The sequence below is a fragment of the Pseudomonas sp. LFS074 genome, from assembly GCF_047978165.1.
Classification (GTDB): Bacteria; Pseudomonadota; Gammaproteobacteria; order Pseudomonadales; family Pseudomonadaceae; genus Aquipseudomonas; species Aquipseudomonas putida_P.
This window is the reverse complement of sequence record NZ_JBFPFV010000001.1, coordinates 1,041,957-1,061,533: the sequence shown is the minus strand read 5'-3', so window position 1 is coordinate 1,061,533 and position 19,577 is coordinate 1,041,957. Positions and strand designations below refer to the sequence as shown.

At 63.1% G+C, this 19,577-nt stretch carries 17 protein-coding genes; 7 read left to right on the top strand and 10 right to left on the bottom strand.

From position 1 onward, the window contains the following. Positions 1 to 7: 7 nt before the first annotated feature. From ACNQP3_RS04845 to mreB, 6 genes are all read right to left on the bottom strand, one after another. A complete protein-coding gene (locus ACNQP3_RS04845; RefSeq protein WP_069942222.1) occupies positions 8 to 3,829 on the bottom strand; it encodes a YhdP family protein in 3,822 nt (1,273 codons plus the stop codon). Positions 3,830 to 3,911: 82 nt separating this feature from the next. Continuing rightward, a complete protein-coding gene (gene rng, locus ACNQP3_RS04840; RefSeq protein ID WP_012270643.1) occupies positions 3,912 to 5,369 on the bottom strand; it encodes a ribonuclease G in 1,458 nt (485 codons plus the stop codon). A 57-nt stretch (positions 5,370 to 5,426) separates the two neighbouring features. Then, positions 5,427 to 6,035 (bottom strand): Maf family protein, encoded by a 609-nt coding sequence (locus ACNQP3_RS04835; RefSeq protein ID WP_264316850.1) that lies wholly within the window; start codon positions 6,033 to 6,035, stop codon positions 5,427 to 5,429. 32 nt (positions 6,036 to 6,067) lie between these two features. Further along, entirely contained in the window at positions 6,068 to 6,556 is a 489-nt protein-coding gene (mreD, locus tag ACNQP3_RS04830; RefSeq protein WP_012270641.1) for a rod shape-determining protein MreD, read from the bottom strand. After that, a complete protein-coding gene (mreC, locus tag ACNQP3_RS04825) occupies positions 6,556 to 7,533 on the bottom strand; it encodes a rod shape-determining protein MreC (protein WP_012270640.1) in 978 nt (325 codons plus the stop codon). Before mreC ends, mreD begins: the two co-directional genes overlap by 1 nt. Positions 7,534 to 7,759: 226 nt before the next feature. Continuing rightward, positions 7,760 to 8,797 (bottom strand): rod shape-determining protein MreB, encoded by a 1,038-nt coding sequence (mreB, locus tag ACNQP3_RS04820; RefSeq protein WP_003255163.1) that lies wholly within the window; start codon positions 8,795 to 8,797, stop codon positions 7,760 to 7,762. A 205-nt stretch (positions 8,798 to 9,002) separates the two neighbouring features. Between mreB and gatC the strand changes: the two genes are divergently transcribed. The 6 genes from gatC (at position 9,003) to ACNQP3_RS04790 (ending at position 14,224) form a co-directional block, all read left to right on the top strand. Continuing rightward, positions 9,003 to 9,290 (top strand): Asp-tRNA(Asn)/Glu-tRNA(Gln) amidotransferase subunit GatC, encoded by a 288-nt coding sequence (gene gatC, locus ACNQP3_RS04815; RefSeq protein ID WP_003255165.1) that lies wholly within the window; start codon positions 9,003 to 9,005, stop codon positions 9,288 to 9,290. Between the two features lie 15 nt (positions 9,291 to 9,305). Then, the gene (gatA, locus tag ACNQP3_RS04810) at positions 9,306 to 10,757 is read left to right on the top strand and encodes an Asp-tRNA(Asn)/Glu-tRNA(Gln) amidotransferase subunit GatA (protein WP_060494444.1); all 1,452 of its coding nucleotides are present in this window, start codon (positions 9,306 to 9,308) and stop codon (positions 10,755 to 10,757) included. An 11-nt stretch (positions 10,758 to 10,768) separates the two neighbouring features. Continuing rightward, positions 10,769 to 12,214 (top strand): Asp-tRNA(Asn)/Glu-tRNA(Gln) amidotransferase subunit GatB, encoded by a 1,446-nt coding sequence (gene gatB / locus ACNQP3_RS04805; protein WP_012270638.1) that lies wholly within the window; start codon positions 10,769 to 10,771, stop codon positions 12,212 to 12,214. 146 nt (positions 12,215 to 12,360) lie between these two features. Continuing rightward, positions 12,361 to 12,735, top strand: coding sequence for a septal ring lytic transglycosylase RlpA family protein (locus tag ACNQP3_RS04800; RefSeq protein WP_012270637.1), 375 nt, complete (start codon positions 12,361 to 12,363; stop codon positions 12,733 to 12,735). Between the two features lie 60 nt (positions 12,736 to 12,795). After that, the gene (locus tag ACNQP3_RS04795) at positions 12,796 to 13,839 is read left to right on the top strand and encodes a calcium/sodium antiporter (protein WP_041166382.1); all 1,044 of its coding nucleotides are present in this window, start codon (positions 12,796 to 12,798) and stop codon (positions 13,837 to 13,839) included. A gap of 10 nt (positions 13,840 to 13,849) precedes the next feature. Continuing rightward, positions 13,850 to 14,224 (top strand): carboxymuconolactone decarboxylase family protein, encoded by a 375-nt coding sequence (locus tag ACNQP3_RS04790; RefSeq protein ID WP_012270635.1) that lies wholly within the window; start codon positions 13,850 to 13,852, stop codon positions 14,222 to 14,224. Between the two features lie 64 nt (positions 14,225 to 14,288). Here the strand turns inward: ACNQP3_RS04790 and ACNQP3_RS04785 are convergent, their stop codons facing one another. From ACNQP3_RS04785 to ACNQP3_RS04770, 4 genes are all read right to left on the bottom strand, one after another. Then, entirely contained in the window at positions 14,289 to 15,647 is a 1,359-nt protein-coding gene (locus ACNQP3_RS04785; RefSeq protein WP_012270634.1) for an amino acid permease, read from the bottom strand. Positions 15,648 to 15,703: 56 nt separating this feature from the next. Beyond that, positions 15,704 to 16,645: an AEC family transporter gene (locus tag ACNQP3_RS04780; RefSeq protein WP_012270633.1), complete on the bottom strand. Its 942-nt coding sequence runs from the start codon at positions 16,643 to 16,645 to the stop codon at positions 15,704 to 15,706. A 155-nt stretch (positions 16,646 to 16,800) separates the two neighbouring features. After that, positions 16,801 to 17,361 (bottom strand): response regulator transcription factor, encoded by a 561-nt coding sequence (locus tag ACNQP3_RS04775; protein ID WP_003255244.1) that lies wholly within the window; start codon positions 17,359 to 17,361, stop codon positions 16,801 to 16,803. Beyond that, complete coding sequence (locus ACNQP3_RS04770) at positions 17,361 to 18,617, bottom strand: ATP-binding protein (protein WP_012270632.1); 1,257 nt, start codon at positions 18,615 to 18,617, stop codon at positions 17,361 to 17,363. Before ACNQP3_RS04770 ends, ACNQP3_RS04775 begins: the two co-directional genes overlap by 1 nt. A gap of 201 nt (positions 18,618 to 18,818) precedes the next feature. Here ACNQP3_RS04770 and ACNQP3_RS04765 point away from each other — a divergent pair, with 201 nt between their 5' ends. Beyond that, entirely contained in the window at positions 18,819 to 19,535 is a 717-nt protein-coding gene (locus ACNQP3_RS04765) for an SIMPL domain-containing protein (RefSeq protein ID WP_012270631.1), read from the top strand. The last annotated feature ends 42 nt before the right edge of the window (positions 19,536 to 19,577 follow it).

Here is a 19,577-nt window from a genome sequence, read left to right as displayed (position 1 = left end):
GGTACTCCTAGCGGGATTTCTCGAAAGGTTTCACAAATGTGATTCTAGGCTCTTTCCACGGGCCTTCGACACGGTAGTGAACGCTGGCAAAGCGCGACACACGATCACCGATCAGTCGATCGACCAGGAACAGCGCCCCGCCCACAGCGGGTGCGCCGACGATCAGCGCCGCCAGCGGCAGATTATTGGTCACCGGCAGGCTCACCTGCAGGTTGGCATCCACCCGGTCGCGCACCATGTCCAGCGTGCCATCCAGCTCGAAGTTGCTCGATGGGCCGGTCACGGTGATCGGTTCGCGGGTCACGTACACGCCGCTACTGGCTACCAGCAAACCCTTGACCCGGTCATAGGCCAGGCCCTTGTCGAACAGGTCGGAGAAGTCCAGACGCAGGCGCCGGCCAATCGAGTTGAAGTTGAGCAGGCCGAACACCCGCAGTGCCTGGGCGCTGCCTTCAACCTCGACGAATTGGCCCGTACGCAGCGCCGCATCCATGCTGCCCGAAAAACGCGTCAGGCTCACCGCGGCAGGCGAACCCGGCCAGCGGCCATCTACATCCAGGCGGAAGTCGCGGCTGGTCACGGTGGGAGCGAAGCCCCAGGCCTTGAGCACATCCGCCAGGTTCTTGCCGTCCAGACGCCCTTTGTACCAGCTGCTGGTTTTGCCGGTTTCACCTTCCCAGCCGCCACCGCCATCGATGCGCAAGCCTTTGAAGTCAAGGTCGATGTCGCTGGCGGTAACGCCACGCGCAGTCGGCCGCAGCTTGATCGAGGCGCTGCCGAACAGGTCGTCACCGCGGTAGAGCTTGTCGATGCTCAGGTCCAGCGCCGGCACCTTGCGCGGATCGAACGAGGCCAGCGGGTCCGGGCCTTCTTCAGCCTGCTGCTCTGCGGCGCTGGCGGCAGGCAGGCGCAAGGTCTGCATGCGCACGACCATTGGCGCGCCCTTGGCATCCGGTACGCGGGCGTTGCCGATGACTTCCTTGCTATCGAGGCGCAAATCCCAGGCCGGGCCGCCTCGAGCCAGCCGCACTACAGCCTGATTCAGGTCCATGCCGAAGGCTTTCAACTGGCCGATGCTCAGGTCGACGCTTTGCAGGTTCTGCCGCGCACTGCCACCGGGGTCGTCACCGGCCAGGCGGGCCGCCTGTTCTTGCCAGGGAGCCAGGTCCAGCGCCTCCAAACGCCCGCGCACCCTCAGGCCTTGGCTGGCAGGTAGCTGGGCGTCACCGGTACCCAACAGTAGCTCGCCACGGCCCTGTGCCAGCTTGTCGGCCGGTGCGGCATAGGCAAAACGTGCAAGGTCGGTATAGGAGGCATCGAAGCGCCGCTCCGGGCCTTGCAGGTTCATGCTGAAGCGGCTGTCGCGGGTATCCGCCGCTGCTTTGCCGAACGGCGCTGGCAGGTCGATCGCCAGGCCCTTGAGGCTGGAGGTGACGCTCAGGCTGTTTTCCCGGCTGCCCAGGCTTAGCTGCAACTGGTACGGCAGGTCGCCGGACGCCGGCAAGGACGGGGTGAACTGCAGCCAGTCGGTCAACGCTTTGAGCGATACCTGGCCATTGGCATTGATACGGGTCTGCATCTGCCCCGCTTGGCCTTCAGCGGAGATTTGCGCCGTCACTGGCTTGCCGAAGGCCTGCAAGCTGATGCCCTTGCCACTCAGGCCCTTGTCGAAGTCGAAGCTGAAGTCACCCTTCAGGCGGTTCAATTCCAGGCTCGGCGGGGCGACTTTCAGCCGCGCATCGCTGGTGGCGAAGTCCACCTGCACTTTCGGCCGCTGCCCATGGGCCAGCGGGATGTCGAGTTTGACCTTGCCCTTCAGTGGCCCCTCACCTTCCCAGCCGGCGAAAATCTCACCGGTGCCGATTGGTGCTTCCTTGAGGATTTTCAGGCCATCGCCCAGGCTGCCGTCGAAATCGCCATCCAGGTAAAGGTGGCTGTGCTGATCACCCTCGACATGCGGAATATCGACCTGTACATCGCTGACTTTGGTGTCGAGCAACACACCGCGCTGGGCCTTGATGCGCACGCCGCTGTCCTCGATGAACACATCGCCATCCACATGCTGCACCTGCGGCCAACCGGGCTGGAAATCCAGGGCCGCGTCATGCACCTTGAAGAACAGGCTGATACTGCGTGCCTCTGGCACCGCGCCATGATTCAACGACCCCTGGTACTGGAAGTAACCTTCATCCACCGCGCCTTTGACGATGGCGCTGCGCAGCCACTCGTCGAGCGCCGGGCTAAGCACTTCAGGCAGGTATTTGGCGGTATAGCGACCATCGCCCTCGGTCAGGCCGACGCGCAGGTCCATGTAATCCTCGCGGCCTTCCTCGAACAATAGGCGGATCAGGAAGTCACCGGCGATCTTGCCTTCTTCGCCCAGCACCTTGAGGTACGGCGCGATCAGGGTGAAACCGTCTTTGTCCAAGGCCCAGGTCAGCTGTGCATTGGCCTTCTGGTAGTGCCAGGGTTTGGCGAAGATCGGGTACAGATGCAGCATGAACGCATCGGTATCCAGGCGCAGCTCGCCGTGGCCCAGGTCACCACTGATGCTGCCACTGACGTTACCGGCGGCTGGCGCACTGTGATAAGCCTCAAAACCCACCTTCTCCAGGTTGGCGGCGAACTGCAAGCGCTGATCACCCTCGGCCTTGGGCCTGGCCTCGAGGCGCACATTGCGCAGCGCACCGGTCACCTTCAAGCCATTTACCACGTCCATGACGTTGTCTGGCAGCGGTGCCAAGGCATCGATCAACGGGGTCAGCGGCGTGAGGTCGAGACGATCAGCCTGTACCTGCCAGCTTTCATCGGCAGCACTCTGGCCAGGGCGCTGCTGCAACTGCAGGTGCGACTCCCAGCGACGCTTGCCGATGTCCATGGCCAACGAGTCGACCACCACATCGAAGCCCTGCTCGCGACGCTGGAACCAGGCGCCCAAGGCCAGGTTATCAAGCTTGGCGGCCTTTCGTCCGGCATAGGCGCCTTGTAGCTCAGGCGCATTGAGCCGTACTACGGCCTGCTGCAGCTGCCCTTTGCCCCAGTCGACCCAGAACTCACCACCTGCGCGCAGGGTGTCAGCTTGCCACTGTCCCAGCAGACTTGGCGGCAGCCAGTGCGACCAGTCACTTTGCGGCAGGCTCAGATAAGCTTCGACCTCGCCATCGCGCCAGGCCTTGGCCGACATACGGCTGTGCAGGGTGAGTGCCAGAGGCTGGCCGTCAGGCAAGGTCGCCCGCAGGTCCACCGCCTGGCGTGCTGGGCCGGCCTGCAGGCCAGCGCTCACATAAGTCAGGGTAAGCGGGTCGCGCTGCCAGGGGTGCAGGGTGACCTGGCTGTCGAATACATCGACGCGGCCTAGCTGGCGCAGGCGCTGCAACAGGTCGGCCGGGTCCAATGGCGCATCGTCCTTCTTGGGTAGGCCTTCGAGGTCCCAGACGCCCTGCTCGTTCTCACGCAGGATCAACTGCAAGCCGCCCAACTGGATGCGTGCCAGGCGCACTTCGCGGGCGGTGAGGCTGGCCCAGACGTCGGGCACCACCATCACGTCATCCAGGCGCAGCGCGGTGGCGCCTTCGCCCAATTGCAGGTCGCGCACCCGCAGCACCGGTGCCAGCCCGCTCCAACGGCCTTCCAAGGCACCCACATGTACAGGGAGGCCCAGCGCCTGCTCGGCCTTGCGCTCTACATCGGCGCGGTACTCGGCGACCAGCGGCACCAGTTCGCGGCCGAGGCTGACATACAGCGCCACCAAAACCGCCAACAGGGCGCATACGCCCAGCCCCCAGCGGGTCAGGGCGACAAGAACGCGGGTCAGACGTCCCATGGCCATGGCCCTCCAAGTCGTTTATCCATGATGGCCCGTAGTGCCGGTTTTGCCAGCCAGACCATCCAGCTGCGTGTTCGAGAAGACCTCAGAGCAGCACCACGTCGTATTGTTCCTGCGAATACATCGACTCGACCTGGAAGCGAATGGTTCGGCCGATGAAGGCTTCCAGTTCCGCCACGTTGCCCGATTCTTCATCCAGCAGGCGATCGACCACCTTCTGGTTGGCCAGCACACGGTAACCCTCGGCCTGATAGGCACGGGCCTCGCGCAGGATCTCGCGGAAGATTTCGTAACAGATGGTCTCGGGAGTCTTCAGCTTGCCGCGCCCCTGGCAGGCCAGGCACGGCTCGCACAGCACCTGCTCCAGGCTTTCCCGCGTACGCTTGCGGGTCATCTGCACCAGGCCCAGCTCGGTGATGCCGATGATGTTGGTCTTGGCGTGGTCGCGCTCCAGCTGCTTTTCCAGGGTACGCAGCACCTGACGCTGGTGCTCTTCGTCTTCCATGTCGATGAAGTCGATGATGATGATGCCGCCAATGTTGCGCAGGCGCAGTTGCCGGGCGATGGCGGTGGCGGCTTCGAGGTTGGTCTTGAAGATGGTTTCTTCGAGGTTGCGATGGCCCACGAACGCCCCGGTGTTGACGTCGATGGTGGTCATCGCTTCGGCCGGGTCGACCACCAGGTAGCCGCCGGACTTCAGCGGCACCTTGCGTTCCAGGGCACGCTGGATCTCGTCTTCGACGCCGTACAGGTCAAAGATAGGCCGCTCGCCTGGGTAGTGTTCGAGGCGGTCGGCGATTTCCGGCATCAGCTCGCCGACGAACTGCGTGGTTTTCTGGAAGGTTTCCCGCGAGTCGATGCGGATCTTTTCGATCTTCGGGTTGACCAGGTCACGCAGGGTACGCAGGGCCAGGCCCAGGTCTTCGTAGATGACCGTGGGTGCGCCGCAGGTCTTGATCTGGGTGCCAATCTGCTCCCACAGGCGGCGCAGGTAGCGGATGTCCTGCAAGATTTCTTCGGCACGCGCGCCCTCGGCTGCGGTGCGCAGGATGAACCCTCCGGCATCCTTGATGTTCTCGCTGTCCATGCAATCGCTGACCACCTGCTTGAGGCGCTCGCGCTCGGCTTCGTCCTCGATTTTCAGCGAAATACCGACATGGCTGCTGCGCGGCATGTACACCAGGTAGCGCGACGGGATCGACAGCTGAGTGGTCAGGCGTGCACCCTTGGTGCCGATCGGGTCCTTGGTCACCTGCACCACAAGGGCCTGGCCTTCGTGTACCAGTGCGGTGATGTTCTCTACCGCCGAACCTTCGCGCTGGGAAATTTCCGAGGCATGGATGAACGCTGCGCGCTCCAGGCCGATGTCGACGAAGGCCGCCTGCATGCCCGGCAGCACGCGTACCACCTTGCCCTTGTAGATATTGCCGACGATGCCACGGCGCTGGGTGCGCTCGACGTGCACTTCCTGCAGCACCCCGTTTTCCACCACCGCCACACGTGACTCCATCGGCGTGATGTTGATCAGGATCTCTTCACTCATGGCAGGCTCTCGTCAAAGGTCTTTTGTAATGATGGATGGCGTATGCACTGCTGGCTACTACGGGTTTGTTACCTCTGGCGTATGCACGGGCGCTTGCCAGCAGGCGATGCCGAACTGGCCAAGCACGTCGGCCGTTTCACTGAGCGGCAAGCCAACCACCGCCGAGTAGCTGCCGGAAAGGTCGGTGACGAACACCGCGCCCAGGCCCTGGATGGCGTAGCCGCCAGCCTTGTCCGCTGGCTCGCCGCTGGCCCAGTAGCGCTGCGCTTCACCGGCGCTGATAGCGCGAAAACGTACTGTGCTGGTGACGCAAAAACTGTGCACGCGCTGGCCATCATCGAGGGCGACAGCGGTCAGCACCTGATGCTCACGGCCTGAAAGGTCTGCCAGCATGGCCAAGGCATCTTCGCGGTTTTCCGGCTTGCCGAGAATACGACCATCGAGCACCACGGCAGTGTCTGCGCCGAGCACTACAGCGGGGCCATCGACACTGGCCAGGCCGGCCGCAGCCTTGGCCCGAGCCAGGCGTTCGACGTAGGCCGGTGCGCTTTCGTTGGCTAGCGGGGTTTCATCGATGGGGGCGCTGATGACGCTGAACGGCACACCGATCTGGGTCAGCAGTTCACGACGACGGGGCGAGCCGGAGGCCAGGTATAGCGGGTTCATGCAGACATCTCCCTGTCAGTGGCGCGTCGCCGTCAATTGATATGCAAACGTCGGCGCAAATCGCGCAGGGCGAAACTGATCCACGGCCAGAGCAAGGCACTGATCACCGCCGACCAGACTAGCGCCAGGGTAGGCAGGCGATTGCCGGTCAGTGCGCTGAGCCATAGCTGAATCAGCTGGGCGATGCCGAAGATCACCAGGATGACCAGGCTTTGCTGCCACATGGGGAACATGCGCAGGCGTTGCTGCAGGGACAGCACCAGGAAGGTGATGAGGGTAAGGATCAGCGCGTTCTGCCCCAGCAGGGTGCCATACAGCACATCCTCGGCCAGGCCCAGCAAAAACGCGGTGGTCATGCCGACCTTGTTCGGCACGGCGAGGGTCCAGAACGACACCAGCAATGCCAGCCACATGGGCCGGAACACTTCCATGAACTGCGGCATGGGCGAAACGCTGAGCAGCAAGCCGATGGCGAACGTCAGCCAGATGACCCAGCCATTGTTGCGGCGTGATGCAGCCATCATTGCCTCCGGGTGTGAGCGGGTGCGGCCGGCGTGACAGGTGCAGCAGCTGGGGCTGCTGACTGCGCGGGCGGTGTAGCCGGCGCTGCCGGGGTGGCTGGCACGGCAGGTGCAGCCTGCTCGCCGGTAGCGGCCGGCTGGCCAGCAGGCGCGTTGCCCTTGCGGTCGGCCTCTTCCTGGGCAATGGCGGCATCGGTGGCACGCTGCTCCGGGCTACGCCGATCACTGAACACCAGCAGCATATAGCGGCTGCGGTTGAGCGCGGCGGTGGGGATGGCACGGACAATGGCAAATGGCTGGCCGGAGTCGTGGATCACTTCGTTGACCGTAGCCACCGGGTAACCGGCCGGGAAGCGCTGCCCCATGCCGGAACTGACCAGCAGGTCGCCTTCCTTGATGTCGGCGGTGTCGGCCACATGGCGCAACTCCAGGCGCTCCGGGTTGCCGGTGCCGCTGGCGATGGCACGCAGGCCGTTGCGGTTGACCTGCACCGGAATGCTGTGGGTGGTATCGGTCAGCAACAGCACCCGCGAGGTGTAGGGCATCAACTCGACCACTTGGCCCATCAGGCCACGGGCATCGAGCACTGGCTGGCCCAGGAACACACCATCACGCTCCCCCTTGTTGATCAGGATGCGGTGGGTGAACGGGTTGGGGTCCACACCGATGAGCTCGGCCACTTCGACCTTTTCGTTGACCAGGGCCGAGGAATTGAGCAGCTCGCGCAGCCGCACGTTCTGCTCGGTCAGGGCCGCCAGCTTCTGCAGGCGCCCCTGCAGCAGCAGGGCTTCGGTCTTGAGCTTCTCGTTTTCGGCTATCAGCTCGGTGCGGCTGCCGAACTGGCCGGCCACACCTTGCCAGGCACGCTGCGGCAAGTCGGTGATCCAGTACGATTCCATCAGCACCAGGCCCATCTGGCTGCGCACGGGCTTGAGCACGTCGAAGCGCGCGTCGACAACCATCAACGCGACCGACATCACCACCAGAACGAGCAGGCGAACGCCCAGCGAAGGGCCCTTGGAGAAAAGCGGTTTAATGGGCCGTTCCTCGTGGACGACTCAGGAGGTCATTGGACATGGGACAACGCACCAGCCTGGTTGCGGGTTGACGGATACGGCGCCCCAAACGGGCGCCAGCCCAGCACATACAGGTAGCACTGTGCGTACTACCTGTAAACCGGGCGCTCGTGAACAGCGAGTGGGATCACTCGCTGGAGAGCAAGTCCATCGCGTGCTTGTCCATCATCTCCAGGGCGCGACCGCCGCCACGGGCGACACAGGTCAGCGGGTCCTCGGCGACGATCACCGGCAGGCCGGTTTCCTGGGCCAGCAGTTTGTCGAGGTCACGCAGCAGCGCACCACCACCGGTCAGCACCAGACCACGCTCGGCGATGTCCGAAGCCAGCTCCGGCGGCGATTGCTCGAGGGCGCTCTTGACCGCTTGGACGATGGTCGCCAGCGACTCTTGCAGCGCTTCGAGCACTTCGTTGGAGTTCAGGGTGAAGGCACGCGGTACGCCTTCGGCCAGGTTGCGGCCGCGAACGTCGACTTCACGTACTTCGCCACCGGGGTAGGCCGTACCGATTTCCTGCTTGATACGCTCGGCGGTGGATTCGCCGATCAGGCTGCCGTAGTTGCGGCGCACGTAGGTGACGATGGCTTCGTCGAAGCGATCGCCGCCAACGCGCACGGATTCGGCATAGACCACGCCGTTCAGCGAGATCAGGGCGATTTCGGTGGTACCGCCACCGATATCGACGACCATCGATCCGCGAGCCTCTTCGACCGGCAGGCCGGCACCGATGGCAGCAGCCATCGGCTCTTCGATCAGGAACACTTCACGGGCACCGGCACCCAAAGCCGACTCGCGGATGGCGCGGCGCTCGACCTGGGTCGACTTGCACGGCACGCAGATCAGCACGCGTGGGCTTGGCTGCAGGAAGCTGTTCTCGTGAACCTTGTTGATAAAATATTGCAACATTTTTTCGCACACGCTGAAGTCGGCGATGACGCCGTCCTTCATCGGACGAATGGCAGCAATGTTGCCAGGCGTACGGCCCAGCATGCGTTTGGCTTCGGTACCGACGGCGACGACGCTTTTCTGGTTGCCATGGGTACGGATGGCAACAACCGAGGGCTCATTCAGGACGATACCGCGCTCACGCACGTAAATAAGGGTGTTGGCAGTACCCAGGTCGATGGAAAGATCGCTGGAAAACATGCCACGCAGTTTCTTGAACATGGGAAAGTGACCCTGGGGAAAGCGTGGGTAAAAAAGTGCGGCAAACTCTAACAATGGCAGGGATTTTGGGCAAGGAGCCAATATGTTAAATTGGCTGTTTTTCCGAGCACGCCAGCAGAATTTCGCGGCCGTTAGACCGCCAGAAAGCTGACATGTTCCTCACTACGGACCTAAATTCCGTTCTTTGTTTCCCTTGGAGATCCTCATGGCGCTTGAACGCTGCGACGTGGAAAAGATCGCCCATCTGGCCCGCCTGGGCCTCAATGATGGCGAACTGCCACGCATTACCGACGCCCTGAACAGCATTCTCGGCCTTGTAGACCAGATGCAAGCGGTCGACACCACTGGCATCGAGCCACTGGCCCACCCGCTGGAGGCCAGCCAGCGCCTGCGCCCTGACCAGGTCACCGAAAGCAACCAGCGCGACGCCTACCAGGCGATCGCACCGTCGACCGAAAGCGGTCTGTACCTGGTTCCCAAAGTCATCGAGTAAGGGATAGAACCTGCCATGCATCAATTTACCCTGGCCGAGATCGCCCGCGGACTCGCCGACAAATCGTTTTCTTCCGAAGAGCTGACCCGCGCGCTGCTGGCGCGCATCAAACAGCTCGACCCGCAGATCAACAGCTTCATCAGCGTCACCGAAGACCTGGCCCTGGGCCAGGCACGTGCCGCCGACGCCCGTCGCGCCGCTGGCGAAACCGGCGCGCTGCTGGGGGCGCCGATCGCCCACAAAGACCTGTTCTGCACCAACGGCGTACGCACCAGCTGCGGCTCGAAGATGCTCGACAACTTCAAGGCGCCGTATGACGCCACCGTGGTCGCCAAGCTGGCCGAAGCCGGCATGGTCACCCTGGGCAAGACCAACATGGACGAATTCGCCATGGGTTCGGCCAACGAATCCAGCCACTACGGCGCGGTGAAGAACCCGTGGAACCTCGAGCACGTACCCGGCGGCTCGTCCGGTGGCTCGGCCGCTGCAGTGGCCGCGCGCCTGCTGCCCGCCACCACCGGTACCGACACCGGCGGCTCGATCCGCCAGCCAGCTGCACTGACCAACCTCACCGGCCTCAAGCCGACGTACGGTCGTGTGTCGCGCTGGGGCATGATCGCCTACGCCTCCAGCCTCGACCAGGGCGGCCCGCTGGCCCGCACCGCCGAGGACTGCGCCCTGCTGCTGCAAGGCATGGCCGGTTTCGACGCCAAGGACTCCACCAGCATCGAAGAGCCAGTGCCGGACTACAGCGCCAACCTGAACGCTTCGCTGCAGGGCCTGCGCATCGGCCTGCCGAAAGAGTACTTTGGCGCAGGCCTCGACCCACGCATCGCCGAACTGGTCCAGGCCAGCGTCAAGGAGCTGGAAAAGCTCGGTGCGGTGGTCAAGGAAATCAGCCTGCCGAACATGCAGCACGCCATCCCGGCCTACTACGTGATCGCCCCGGCTGAAGCCTCTTCCAACCTGTCGCGCTTCGACGGCGTGCGCTTCGGCTACCGCTGCGAAGAGCCCAAAGACCTCACCGACCTGTACAAGCGTTCCCGCGGCGAAGGCTTCGGCGTTGAAGTACAGCGCCGCATCATGGTCGGCACCTACGCGCTGTCGGCGGGCTACTACGACGCCTACTACGTGAAGGCGCAGCAAATCCGCCGCCTGATCAAGAACGACTTCATGGCCGCCTTCAACGATGTCGACCTGATCCTCGGCCCGACCACGCCAAACCCGGCCTGGAAGCTCGGCGCCAAGAGCAGCGACCCGGTCGCCGCCTACCTGGAAGACGTCTACACCATCACCGCCAACCTGGCGGGCCTGCCGGGCCTGTCGATGCCCGCTGGCTTCGTCGACGGCCTGCCAGTCGGCGTGCAACTGCTGGCGCCGTACTTCCAGGAAGGCCGCTTGCTCAACGTCGCGCACCGCTACCAGCAAGTGACCGACTGGCACACCCGCGCCCCCAACGGCTTCTGAGGAATTCACACATGCAATGGGAAGTTGTGATCGGGCTGGAAATCCACACTCAGCTCGCCACCCAGTCGAAGATTTTCTCCGGCAGCGCCACCACCTTTGGCTCCGAGCCGAACACCCAGGCCAGCCTGGTTGACCTGGGCATGCCCGGTGTACTGCCGGTGCTGAACCAGGAAGCCGTGCGCATGGCGTGCATGTTCGGCCTGGCCATCGACGCCGAAATCGGCAAGCGCAACGTGTTCGCGCGCAAGAACTACTTCTACCCGGACCTGCCCAAGGGCTACCAGATCAGCCAGATGGACCTGCCGATCGTCGGCAAGGGCCACCTGGACATCGCCCTGGAAGACGGCACCATCAAGCGCATCGGCGTAACCCGTGCGCACCTGGAAGAAGACGCCGGCAAGAGCCTGCACGAAGACTTCAGCGGCTCCACCGGCATCGACTTGAACCGTGCCGGCACGCCACTGCTGGAAATCGTCTCCGAGCCTGACATGCGCAGCGCCAAGGAAGCCGTGGCTTACGTCAAGGCGATCCACGCGCTGGTACGTTACCTGGGCATCTGCGATGGCAACATGGCCGAAGGTTCGCTGCGTTGCGACTGCAACGTGTCGATCCGCCCGAAAGGCCAGACCGAGTTCGGCACCCGCTGCGAGATCAAGAACGTCAACTCGTTCCGCTTCATCGAGCGCGCGATCAACAGCGAAATCCAACGCCAGATCGACTTGATCGAAGACGGCGGCAAGGTGGTGCAGGAAACCCGCCTGTACGACCCGAACAAAGACGAAACCCGCTCCATGCGCAGCAAGGAGGAAGCCAACGACTATCGCTACTTCCCCGACCCGGACCTGCTGCCGGTGGTGATCGAGGACAGCTTCCTCGACACCATTCGCGCCGGCCTGCCAGAGCTGCCGCCACAGAAAGTCGAGCGTTTCCAGAGCCAGTACGGCCTGTCGGCATACGACGCCAACGTGTTGGCCTCCAGCCGCGAACAGGCAGATTACTTCGAAGAGGTAGTGAAGATCGGTGGCGACGCCAAGCTGGCGGCCAACTGGGTCATGGTCGAACTGGGCAGCCTGCTGAACAAGCTGGGTGTCGAAATCGACCAGGCGCCGGTCAGCGCCGCGCAACTGGGCGGCATGCTGCTGCGCATTCGCGACAACACCATCAGCGGCAAAATCGCCAAGACCGTGTTCGAGGCCATGGCCGCCGGTGAAGGCGATGCCGACAGCATCATCGACAGCAAGGGCCTGAAACAGGTTACCGACACCGGTGCGATCGACAAGATGCTCGACGAAATGCTGGCAGCCAATGCCGAGCAGGTCGAACAGTACCGCGCAGCCGATGAGGCCAAACGCGGCAAGATGTTCGGCTTCTTCGTCGGCCAGGCCATGAAAGCTTCCAAAGGCAAGGCCAACCCGGGGCAGGTGAACCAATTGCTCAAAGCCAAGCTCGAAGGGTGATTGTTTTACCCCCGTAATGCTGCGAGGGCTTTGCCCTCGTTCGCGGCAACAGCCGCTTCCAAAGCTACGGCGACGCGCCCAAGGGCTGCGCCGTAGCTTTGGAAGCGGCTGTTGCCGCGAATGGCCGCACTAGGAGAGCACCTGACTTGCTAAAACGATCCCTCGGCACACTGGCCCTCTTCTCCTTCCTGGCCGGCTGCGCCAGCCACGACATCGACCCACGCGGTTACGACCAGACGGGCACCGCTTCCTATTACGGCTCGCGCCACCACGGCAAACGCACCGCCAGCGGCGAACCATTCAACCAGCACGGCCTTACCGCCGCCCACCGCAGCCTGCCTTTCGGTACCCGCGTACTGGTCACCAACATGGCCAACCAGCGCAGCGTGGTGGTACGCATCAACGACCGAGGCCCGCACACCCGTGGCCGATTGATCGACTTGTCTCGCGCCGCAGCAGAAAAAATCGGCATGCTCCGTAGCGGAACAGCGCGCGTGCGAGTACAAGGGCTTAGCGACTGACGCGACAGGAGTCCGACCATTTTCGACCTGGCCACCCTTCCCACCTTTAGCCTGCTGCAACTGGGCATTGCCCTGCTGTTGCTGATCGGCGGCGCCGAGCTACTGGTGCGCGCCGCGTTGCGCCTGGCACAGCGCCTGCACGTGCGCCCACTGATCATCGGCCTGAGCCTGGTGGCGTTCGGCAGTACCGCGCCACAATTGACCGTGAGCCTGCAGGCTGCCTACCAGGGAGCACCCGATGTGGCGGTCGGCAGCGTGGTCGGCAGCAACATCTTCAACATCCTGGTCATTCTTGGCCTGGCCGCGCTGATCATCCCGCTGCGCGTGTCACGCCAACTGGTGCGCCTGGACATTCCGTTGATGATCATCGCCAGCGGGCTGGTGTACGCATTGTCCACCAACGGTCACCTGGGCCGAGTGGAAGGGGCACTGCTACTGCTGGGCCTGGCTGGTTACCTGGCAATGCTCTGGCACCAGTCCCGCCACTATGCACGCACTTACCCCGCCCCGGATGCTGCCAGGTCCAGCGCCGGGCGCTTCTGGTCAGGCACGCTGCTGCAGGTGTTGGTCGGCCTTGGCCTGCTGAGCCTGGCGGGCCACTTACTGCTGGAAGCCGCCGTCGAAGTGGCTACCGACCTGGGCCTGTCCGAGCGCATCATCGGCCTGACAGTCGTCGCCGTCTGCACCTCCCTGCCGGAGCTGGCCGCAGCGCTGATTGCCGCCCTGCGTGGCGAACGGGAGATTGCCGTGGGCACGGTCATCGGCAGCAACCTGTTCAACCTGCTGGCCGTGCTGGGCCTGACCGCGCTGATCGCCCCAGAACCGCTGTCGATCTCGCCCAACGCGCTGTCTTTCGACTTGCCTGTAATGCTCGGCGTTGCCCTATTGAGCCTGCCAGTGTTCTATTCCGGCTACCGCATCACCCGCGCCGAAGGCCTGGTGTTTCTTTGCCTGTACCTGGTCTATGGCCTGCATGTGGCAGCCTTTACCATGGGCATGCCGCTGGCCGGCCGCCTGGAACGATTGATGCTGTTCTATGTACTGCCGGTGCTCGCCATGGTGTTGCTGTACACCACCGTACGTGCCTGGCGCCGCCAACACTAAGGAAAACAACATGGCTGATAGCAACAAGACCGGCGAGCAAATTCGCCGTCAGGTAATGGGCGATGCATTCGTCGATCGCGCACTGGGCAATGCCACCGACTTCACCCAGCCGCTGCAGGACTTCGTCAATGAACATGCCTGGGGCAGTGTGTGGGCGCGTGACGGATTACCTCTGAAGACTCGCAGCCTGATTACCTTGGCCACGCTGACGGCACTGAAGTGCCCGCAGGAGCTCAAGGGGCATGTGCGCGGGGCGTTGAACAATGGCTGTACGGTCGAGGAAATCCGCGAGGCGTTGCTGCATTGTGCAGTGTATGCGGGCGTGCCGGCGGCGATTGATGCCTTCAGGGCCGCGCAGGAAGTGATCGACAGCTACCAAGGCTGACGCAGCCTTTTCCAGTACCAGCCTCTTCGCGGTCACGCCCGCGAAGAGGCTGGTACTGCCTTGCCTATTTGGCCTGGCGAGCCTTCTTCAGCTTGAAGGCCACCCACAGTACGGCAATCCAAGCCGGGATCAGCATCACCGAGATGCGAATCGGCGGGGTCAGGTACATCACCACCAATATCAGCACGATGAACGCCAGACACAGGTAGTTGGTCAGCGGGTGCCCCAGGCTTTTGTAGAAGGGGATGATGCCGGCAGCCAGCTTGGCCTTGCGGAATTTCAGATGAGTAATGCTGATGCTCGCCCAGTTGATCACCAGCGCCGACACCGCCAGCGCCATCAGCAAGCCAAAGGCCTCGCCCGGCATCAGGTAGTTGATCAGCACGCACAGGCCGGTCGCGAAGGCCGACACGCCCAGCGCGGTCAGCGGTACACCGCTGCGGCTTACCTTCAGCAGCTGGCGCGGCGCATCACCTTGGCTAGCCAGGCCGAACAGCATGCGGCTGTTGGCGTACACACAGCTGTTGTACACCGACAGCGCAGCCGTCAGCACCACGATATTGAGGATGGTCGCCACCAGGTCGCTGTCCAGCTCATGGAAGATCATCACGAACGGGCTACCGCCCTGCACTACCTTCTGCCACGGGTACAGCGACAACAGCACCGCCAGGGCACCGATGTAGAAGATCAGGATGCGGTACACCACTTGGTTGGTGGCTTTGGGGATGCTCTGGCGGGGGTTGTCGGCTTCGGCGGCGGTGATACCCACCAGCTCCAGGCCGCCGAACGAGAACATGATCACCGCCAAGGCCATCACCAAGCCGCTGACGCCGTTAGGGAAGAAGCCGCCGTACTGCCACAGGTTGGCCACGCTGGCATCCGGGCCGCCATGGCCGCTGCTCAACAGCCAGGCGCCAAAGCCGATCATGCTGACGATGGCCACCACCTTGACCAGGGCGAACCAGAACTCCATCTCGCCGTAGACCTTCACCTGGGTCAGGTTGATCAGGTTGATCGCCACGAAGAAGATCGCCGCGGTGGCCCAGGTAGGAAACTCCGGCCACCAGTACTGCACGTAGATGCCGACCGCCGTCAGTTCGGCCATGCCGACCAGCACGTACACCACCCAGTAATTCCACCCCGAAACGAAGCCGGCGAACTCGCTCCAGTACTGGTGGGCGAAGTGGCTGAAACTACCGGCGACCGGCTCTTCCACGACCATTTCGCCCAACTGGCGCATGATCAGAAAGGCCATCAGGCCGGCGATGGCATAGCCCAGCAGCACGGAGGGGCCGGCCAGCTGGATGGTCTGGGCGATGCCCAGAAACAACCCGGTACCGATGGCCCCGCCCAGCGCGATCAGCTGGATATGGCGATTCTTCAGCCCGCGCTGTAACCGCTCGGGCGTGCTCTGGTCTTGCATGAAGTGTCCTTTAGCTCAGTGAGGCAGTGCTGTTGCTGTTATTTGCAGTCAAGGATCTAGATCCATCCGCCCCACTGCAAGATGAAAATACCAATGTTGGTGGTGATTGCCGCCATTAGCGTGGTAATGACGATGATCGACGCCGCCAGCTCATGGTTACCATTGGCCGCCCGCGCCATCACGTAGCTGGCCGCAGCGGTCGGGCTGCCGATGTAGAGGAACAGGATGCCCAACTCCGCACCGCGAAAGCCACACAACCAAGCCCCCAGGGTACCGAGCAACGGCAAGCAGACCATCTTCACCAGGCTGGCATCGATGGCCAGCCGGCCACAGTCACGCAGCGCCGCCAGCGACAAGGTGCCACCGATGCAGATCAGCGCCAGCGGCAGGGTCATCTGCGCCAGGTAGTCGCCCGAGGTCAGCAGCCAGTTGGGCAACGGCACCTGGCCGTAAGCCATCGGGGTAGCCACCAGCACGCTGATGATCAACGGGTTGCTGAAAATGCTCTTGCAGATGCTCCATGGGTCGGACTTGAGGTCCGGGCTGTACACCGCCAGCACCACCGCCGACAGCGAGTTGTACATGAGGATGACCAGGCCCGCGAGCACCGCCCCCAGGGAAATACCATAGTCACCGTACAAACTGGCGGCCAGGGCCAAGCCGATCACGCCGTTGTTGCCGCGAAATGCGCCCTGGGTATAGATGCCCCGGTCGGCCAGCGGGCTGCGCCAGATGGCCAGGCCCCAGGCAATGGCGAAGCCGACCAGGGTGGCAGCGATGAAGTACAGCATGACACCGGGTTTGACTGCTGCGGCCAGGTCGGCGTGATAGATACCGAGGAACAGCAGCGCCGGCATGCACACGTTGAACACCAGCTGCGAGGCGACGCGGTTGAAGTTGTCGTCGATCAGGTGGATGCGTTTGAGCAGCACGCCCATGAACAGCATGGCGAAAACCGGTGCCGTGATGTTCAGCGTCTGGATAAGAAGGGCGAGCATGCGCAAGCGATCCTGGAGGGGGTTGCCATTAGGCGGCTAATAATACGCCAACGGCCGGAATTTGCGGGGATCGCGGGGTGTTATACATAAATTTCTGTCAGTGCCGGCTTCTTCGCGGATAAACCCGCGAAGAAGCCGGCCCTTTGAGCAAAGAATCAGCGCCGAACCGGCCGTTTCTGCAGCTTGCGCTGCAAGGTCCGCCGGTGCATGCCCAGCGCCCGCGCGGTGGCGGAGATATTGCCCTCGTGCTCGTTCAGAACGCGCTGGATGTGCTCCCACTGCAGGCGGTCGACCGACATCGGGTTTTCCGGCACCAGCGTATCCAGGTCGGTGTGCTCCGACAGCAGTGCTGCCAGCACATCATCGGCGTCAGCCGGCTTGCACAGGTAGTTGCAGGCACCGCGCTTGACCGCCTCCACCGCAGTGGCAATGCTCGAATAGCCGGTCAGGATCACCACGCGCATTTCTGGGTCCAGCTCAAGCAGCTTGGGCAGCAGCACCAGGCCCGAGTCGCCGTCCATCTTCAGGTCCAGCGTGGCGTAGTCCGGCAGGTCCTGCTGAGCCAGGATCAAGCCTTCCTCGGCAGAACTGGCAGTGCTCACGCGGAAACCGCGACGGCTCATGGCCCGGGCCATGACCCGGGTGAAGGTGGCATCGTCATCCACCAGCAGCAGGTGCGGCAGCTCTTCGCTTTCGACCTGGTTTTCTTCGCTCATCATTCATCTCCTCGCTTGCCATAGGGCAGGCGCAGTTCGGTCAGGGTGCCACCCTGTTCATGACTATAGAGTTTTACCGAACCGCCCGCACGGGTCACGCTGGCCTTGCTCAAGAACAGGCCCAGGCCGAAGCCTTTGCCCTTGGTGGTAATGAAGGGTTTGCCGATGGCTTCGGCAATGGCCGGCGGCACGCCGGGGCCGTGGTCGCGGATGCTGATGACGATGTCCTGGGCGTCCCAGTCAAGGCGCACTTCCAGGTCATCGGGGCAGGCATCGGCAGCATTGTTCAACAGGTTCAGCAGCGCCTGGGTAAGGTCCGGTGGCGGTGTCAACCGAGGCACCTTGCCGTCGCGCAGACGCTGGAAGCGGTAACTGGCTTCCGGGCGCATCAGGTGCCAGCGGTTCAGCGCTTCGTCCAGCCATGCAGTCACATCCTGCTCGACGATCGCCAGGCGTCGGTTGGCTTCGGCAGCGCGCACCAGCTGTTGCAAGGTTTCCTTGCACAGCTTTACCTGGTCCTGGAGGATCTGCAGGTCCTCCTGCAACAGCGGGTCGGTATGGTCCTGGCGCATTTCGTTGATCAGCACGCTCATGGTCGCCAGCGGCGTACCCAGCTCATGGGCGGCACCGGCAGCCTGGGTGGCCACGGCCAGCAACTGCTCGTCGCGCAGGCTTTCTTCACGCCGTTCGGAACGCAGCTGCTCCTGGCGGCGCAGCTCTTCGGCCATGCGCGCGGCAAAGAAGGTGATCACGGCCGCCGCCAGGGCAATACTCAGCCACATGCCGTAGACCTGCATCTTGTCCCGCGCCATGGGCAAGCCTTCGAGCGGGTAGAACTGCACCAGCAGCAGGCTGTAGGCCGTCAGGGCGATGCCAGACAGGATCAGCGAATACAGCCACGGCAAGGTCACCGCAGCAATCGCCAGCGGCACCAGGTAATACGAAACGAACGGGTTGGTCGAACCGCCGGAGTAATACAGCAAGGCGCTGTGGATCAGCAGGTCACAAGCCAGCTGCAGGGCATACTCCATTTCGGTGACGGGCAGCGACAAGCGCAGGCGCAGGGCCGTGAAGGCACACAGCAGCGAAGACAAGGCCAAGGTGCCGGCCAGCGACAGCCAGGGCAACGGCAGCAGTTCGGTCCAGTAGGCAACGCCCACCGAGCCAGCCTGGGCAGCCAGGACCAGGACCCGAATGACGGTCAGGCGCCAGAGGTTCTGACGGGTAGCGGACAACGGTTGTACGGCAGCGAGCATGAGCTCTCCTGATGAGTGCTCCAGAAAATCGGCTGGAGTATACCGAAGCCTGGCGCCTAGCTGCAGCGATGCGGCAAAGCGCCACACTTTGTCACAGGTTGATGATGGCACTTTTGAACCCACTACACTGTTGCCGGTCTGATGGGCCATGCGTGGAATGGACAACCAGACGCCACGCCTTTTATTGCCAAGGAGTACCACATGCAAATCCCACGTCGCGGCACCGCCTTCATCCTGTCTTGCGGCCTGCTCGCCAGCCTGCCGGCGCTGGCGGCCGATGAACCGCGTTTCAACCAGGTATCGCTGCGTGCCGAAGTCAGCAAGGAAGTGGCGCGCGACCTGATGGTCGTGACCTTGTACAGCGAAGCGCAGAACAGCGACCCGGGCAAGCTCGCCAAGCAGATCACCGAAACCATGAACAAGGCCGTGCAGCAGTCGCGTCAGGTCAAGGACGTGAAGATCAGCCAGGGAAGCCGCAACAGCTACCCGGTATATGACAGCAAGGGCCAGAAGATCACCGGCTGGCGCGAGCGCGCCGAACTGCGCCTGGAAAGCGCCAACTTCCCGGCCTTGTCCCAGCTGACCGCCGACCTGCTGCAAGAGCTGAAAATGGGCGGCATGGACTTCTCCATCGCCCCGGCCACGCGCAAGGCCAGCGAAGATGCACTGCTCAAGGATGCGGTCGATGCCTTCAAGGCACGCGCGCAGCTGGCCACAGAAGCGCTGGGCGGCAAGGGCTACAAAGTGGTCAACCTGAACCTCAACAGCAGCGGCTACCCACGCCCGTACCTGCGTAGCGCACCGATGGCGATGAAGGCCATGGGGGCTGATGAAGCGGCACCAGCGCCGGATATCGAAGCAGGCACCAGTGAAGTGAGCATGAATGCCGATGGCCTGATCGAAGTGCAGATGCCTTAACGGGTTCACGAAACACCTGTGGGAGCGGCTGCGCTCGCTCTC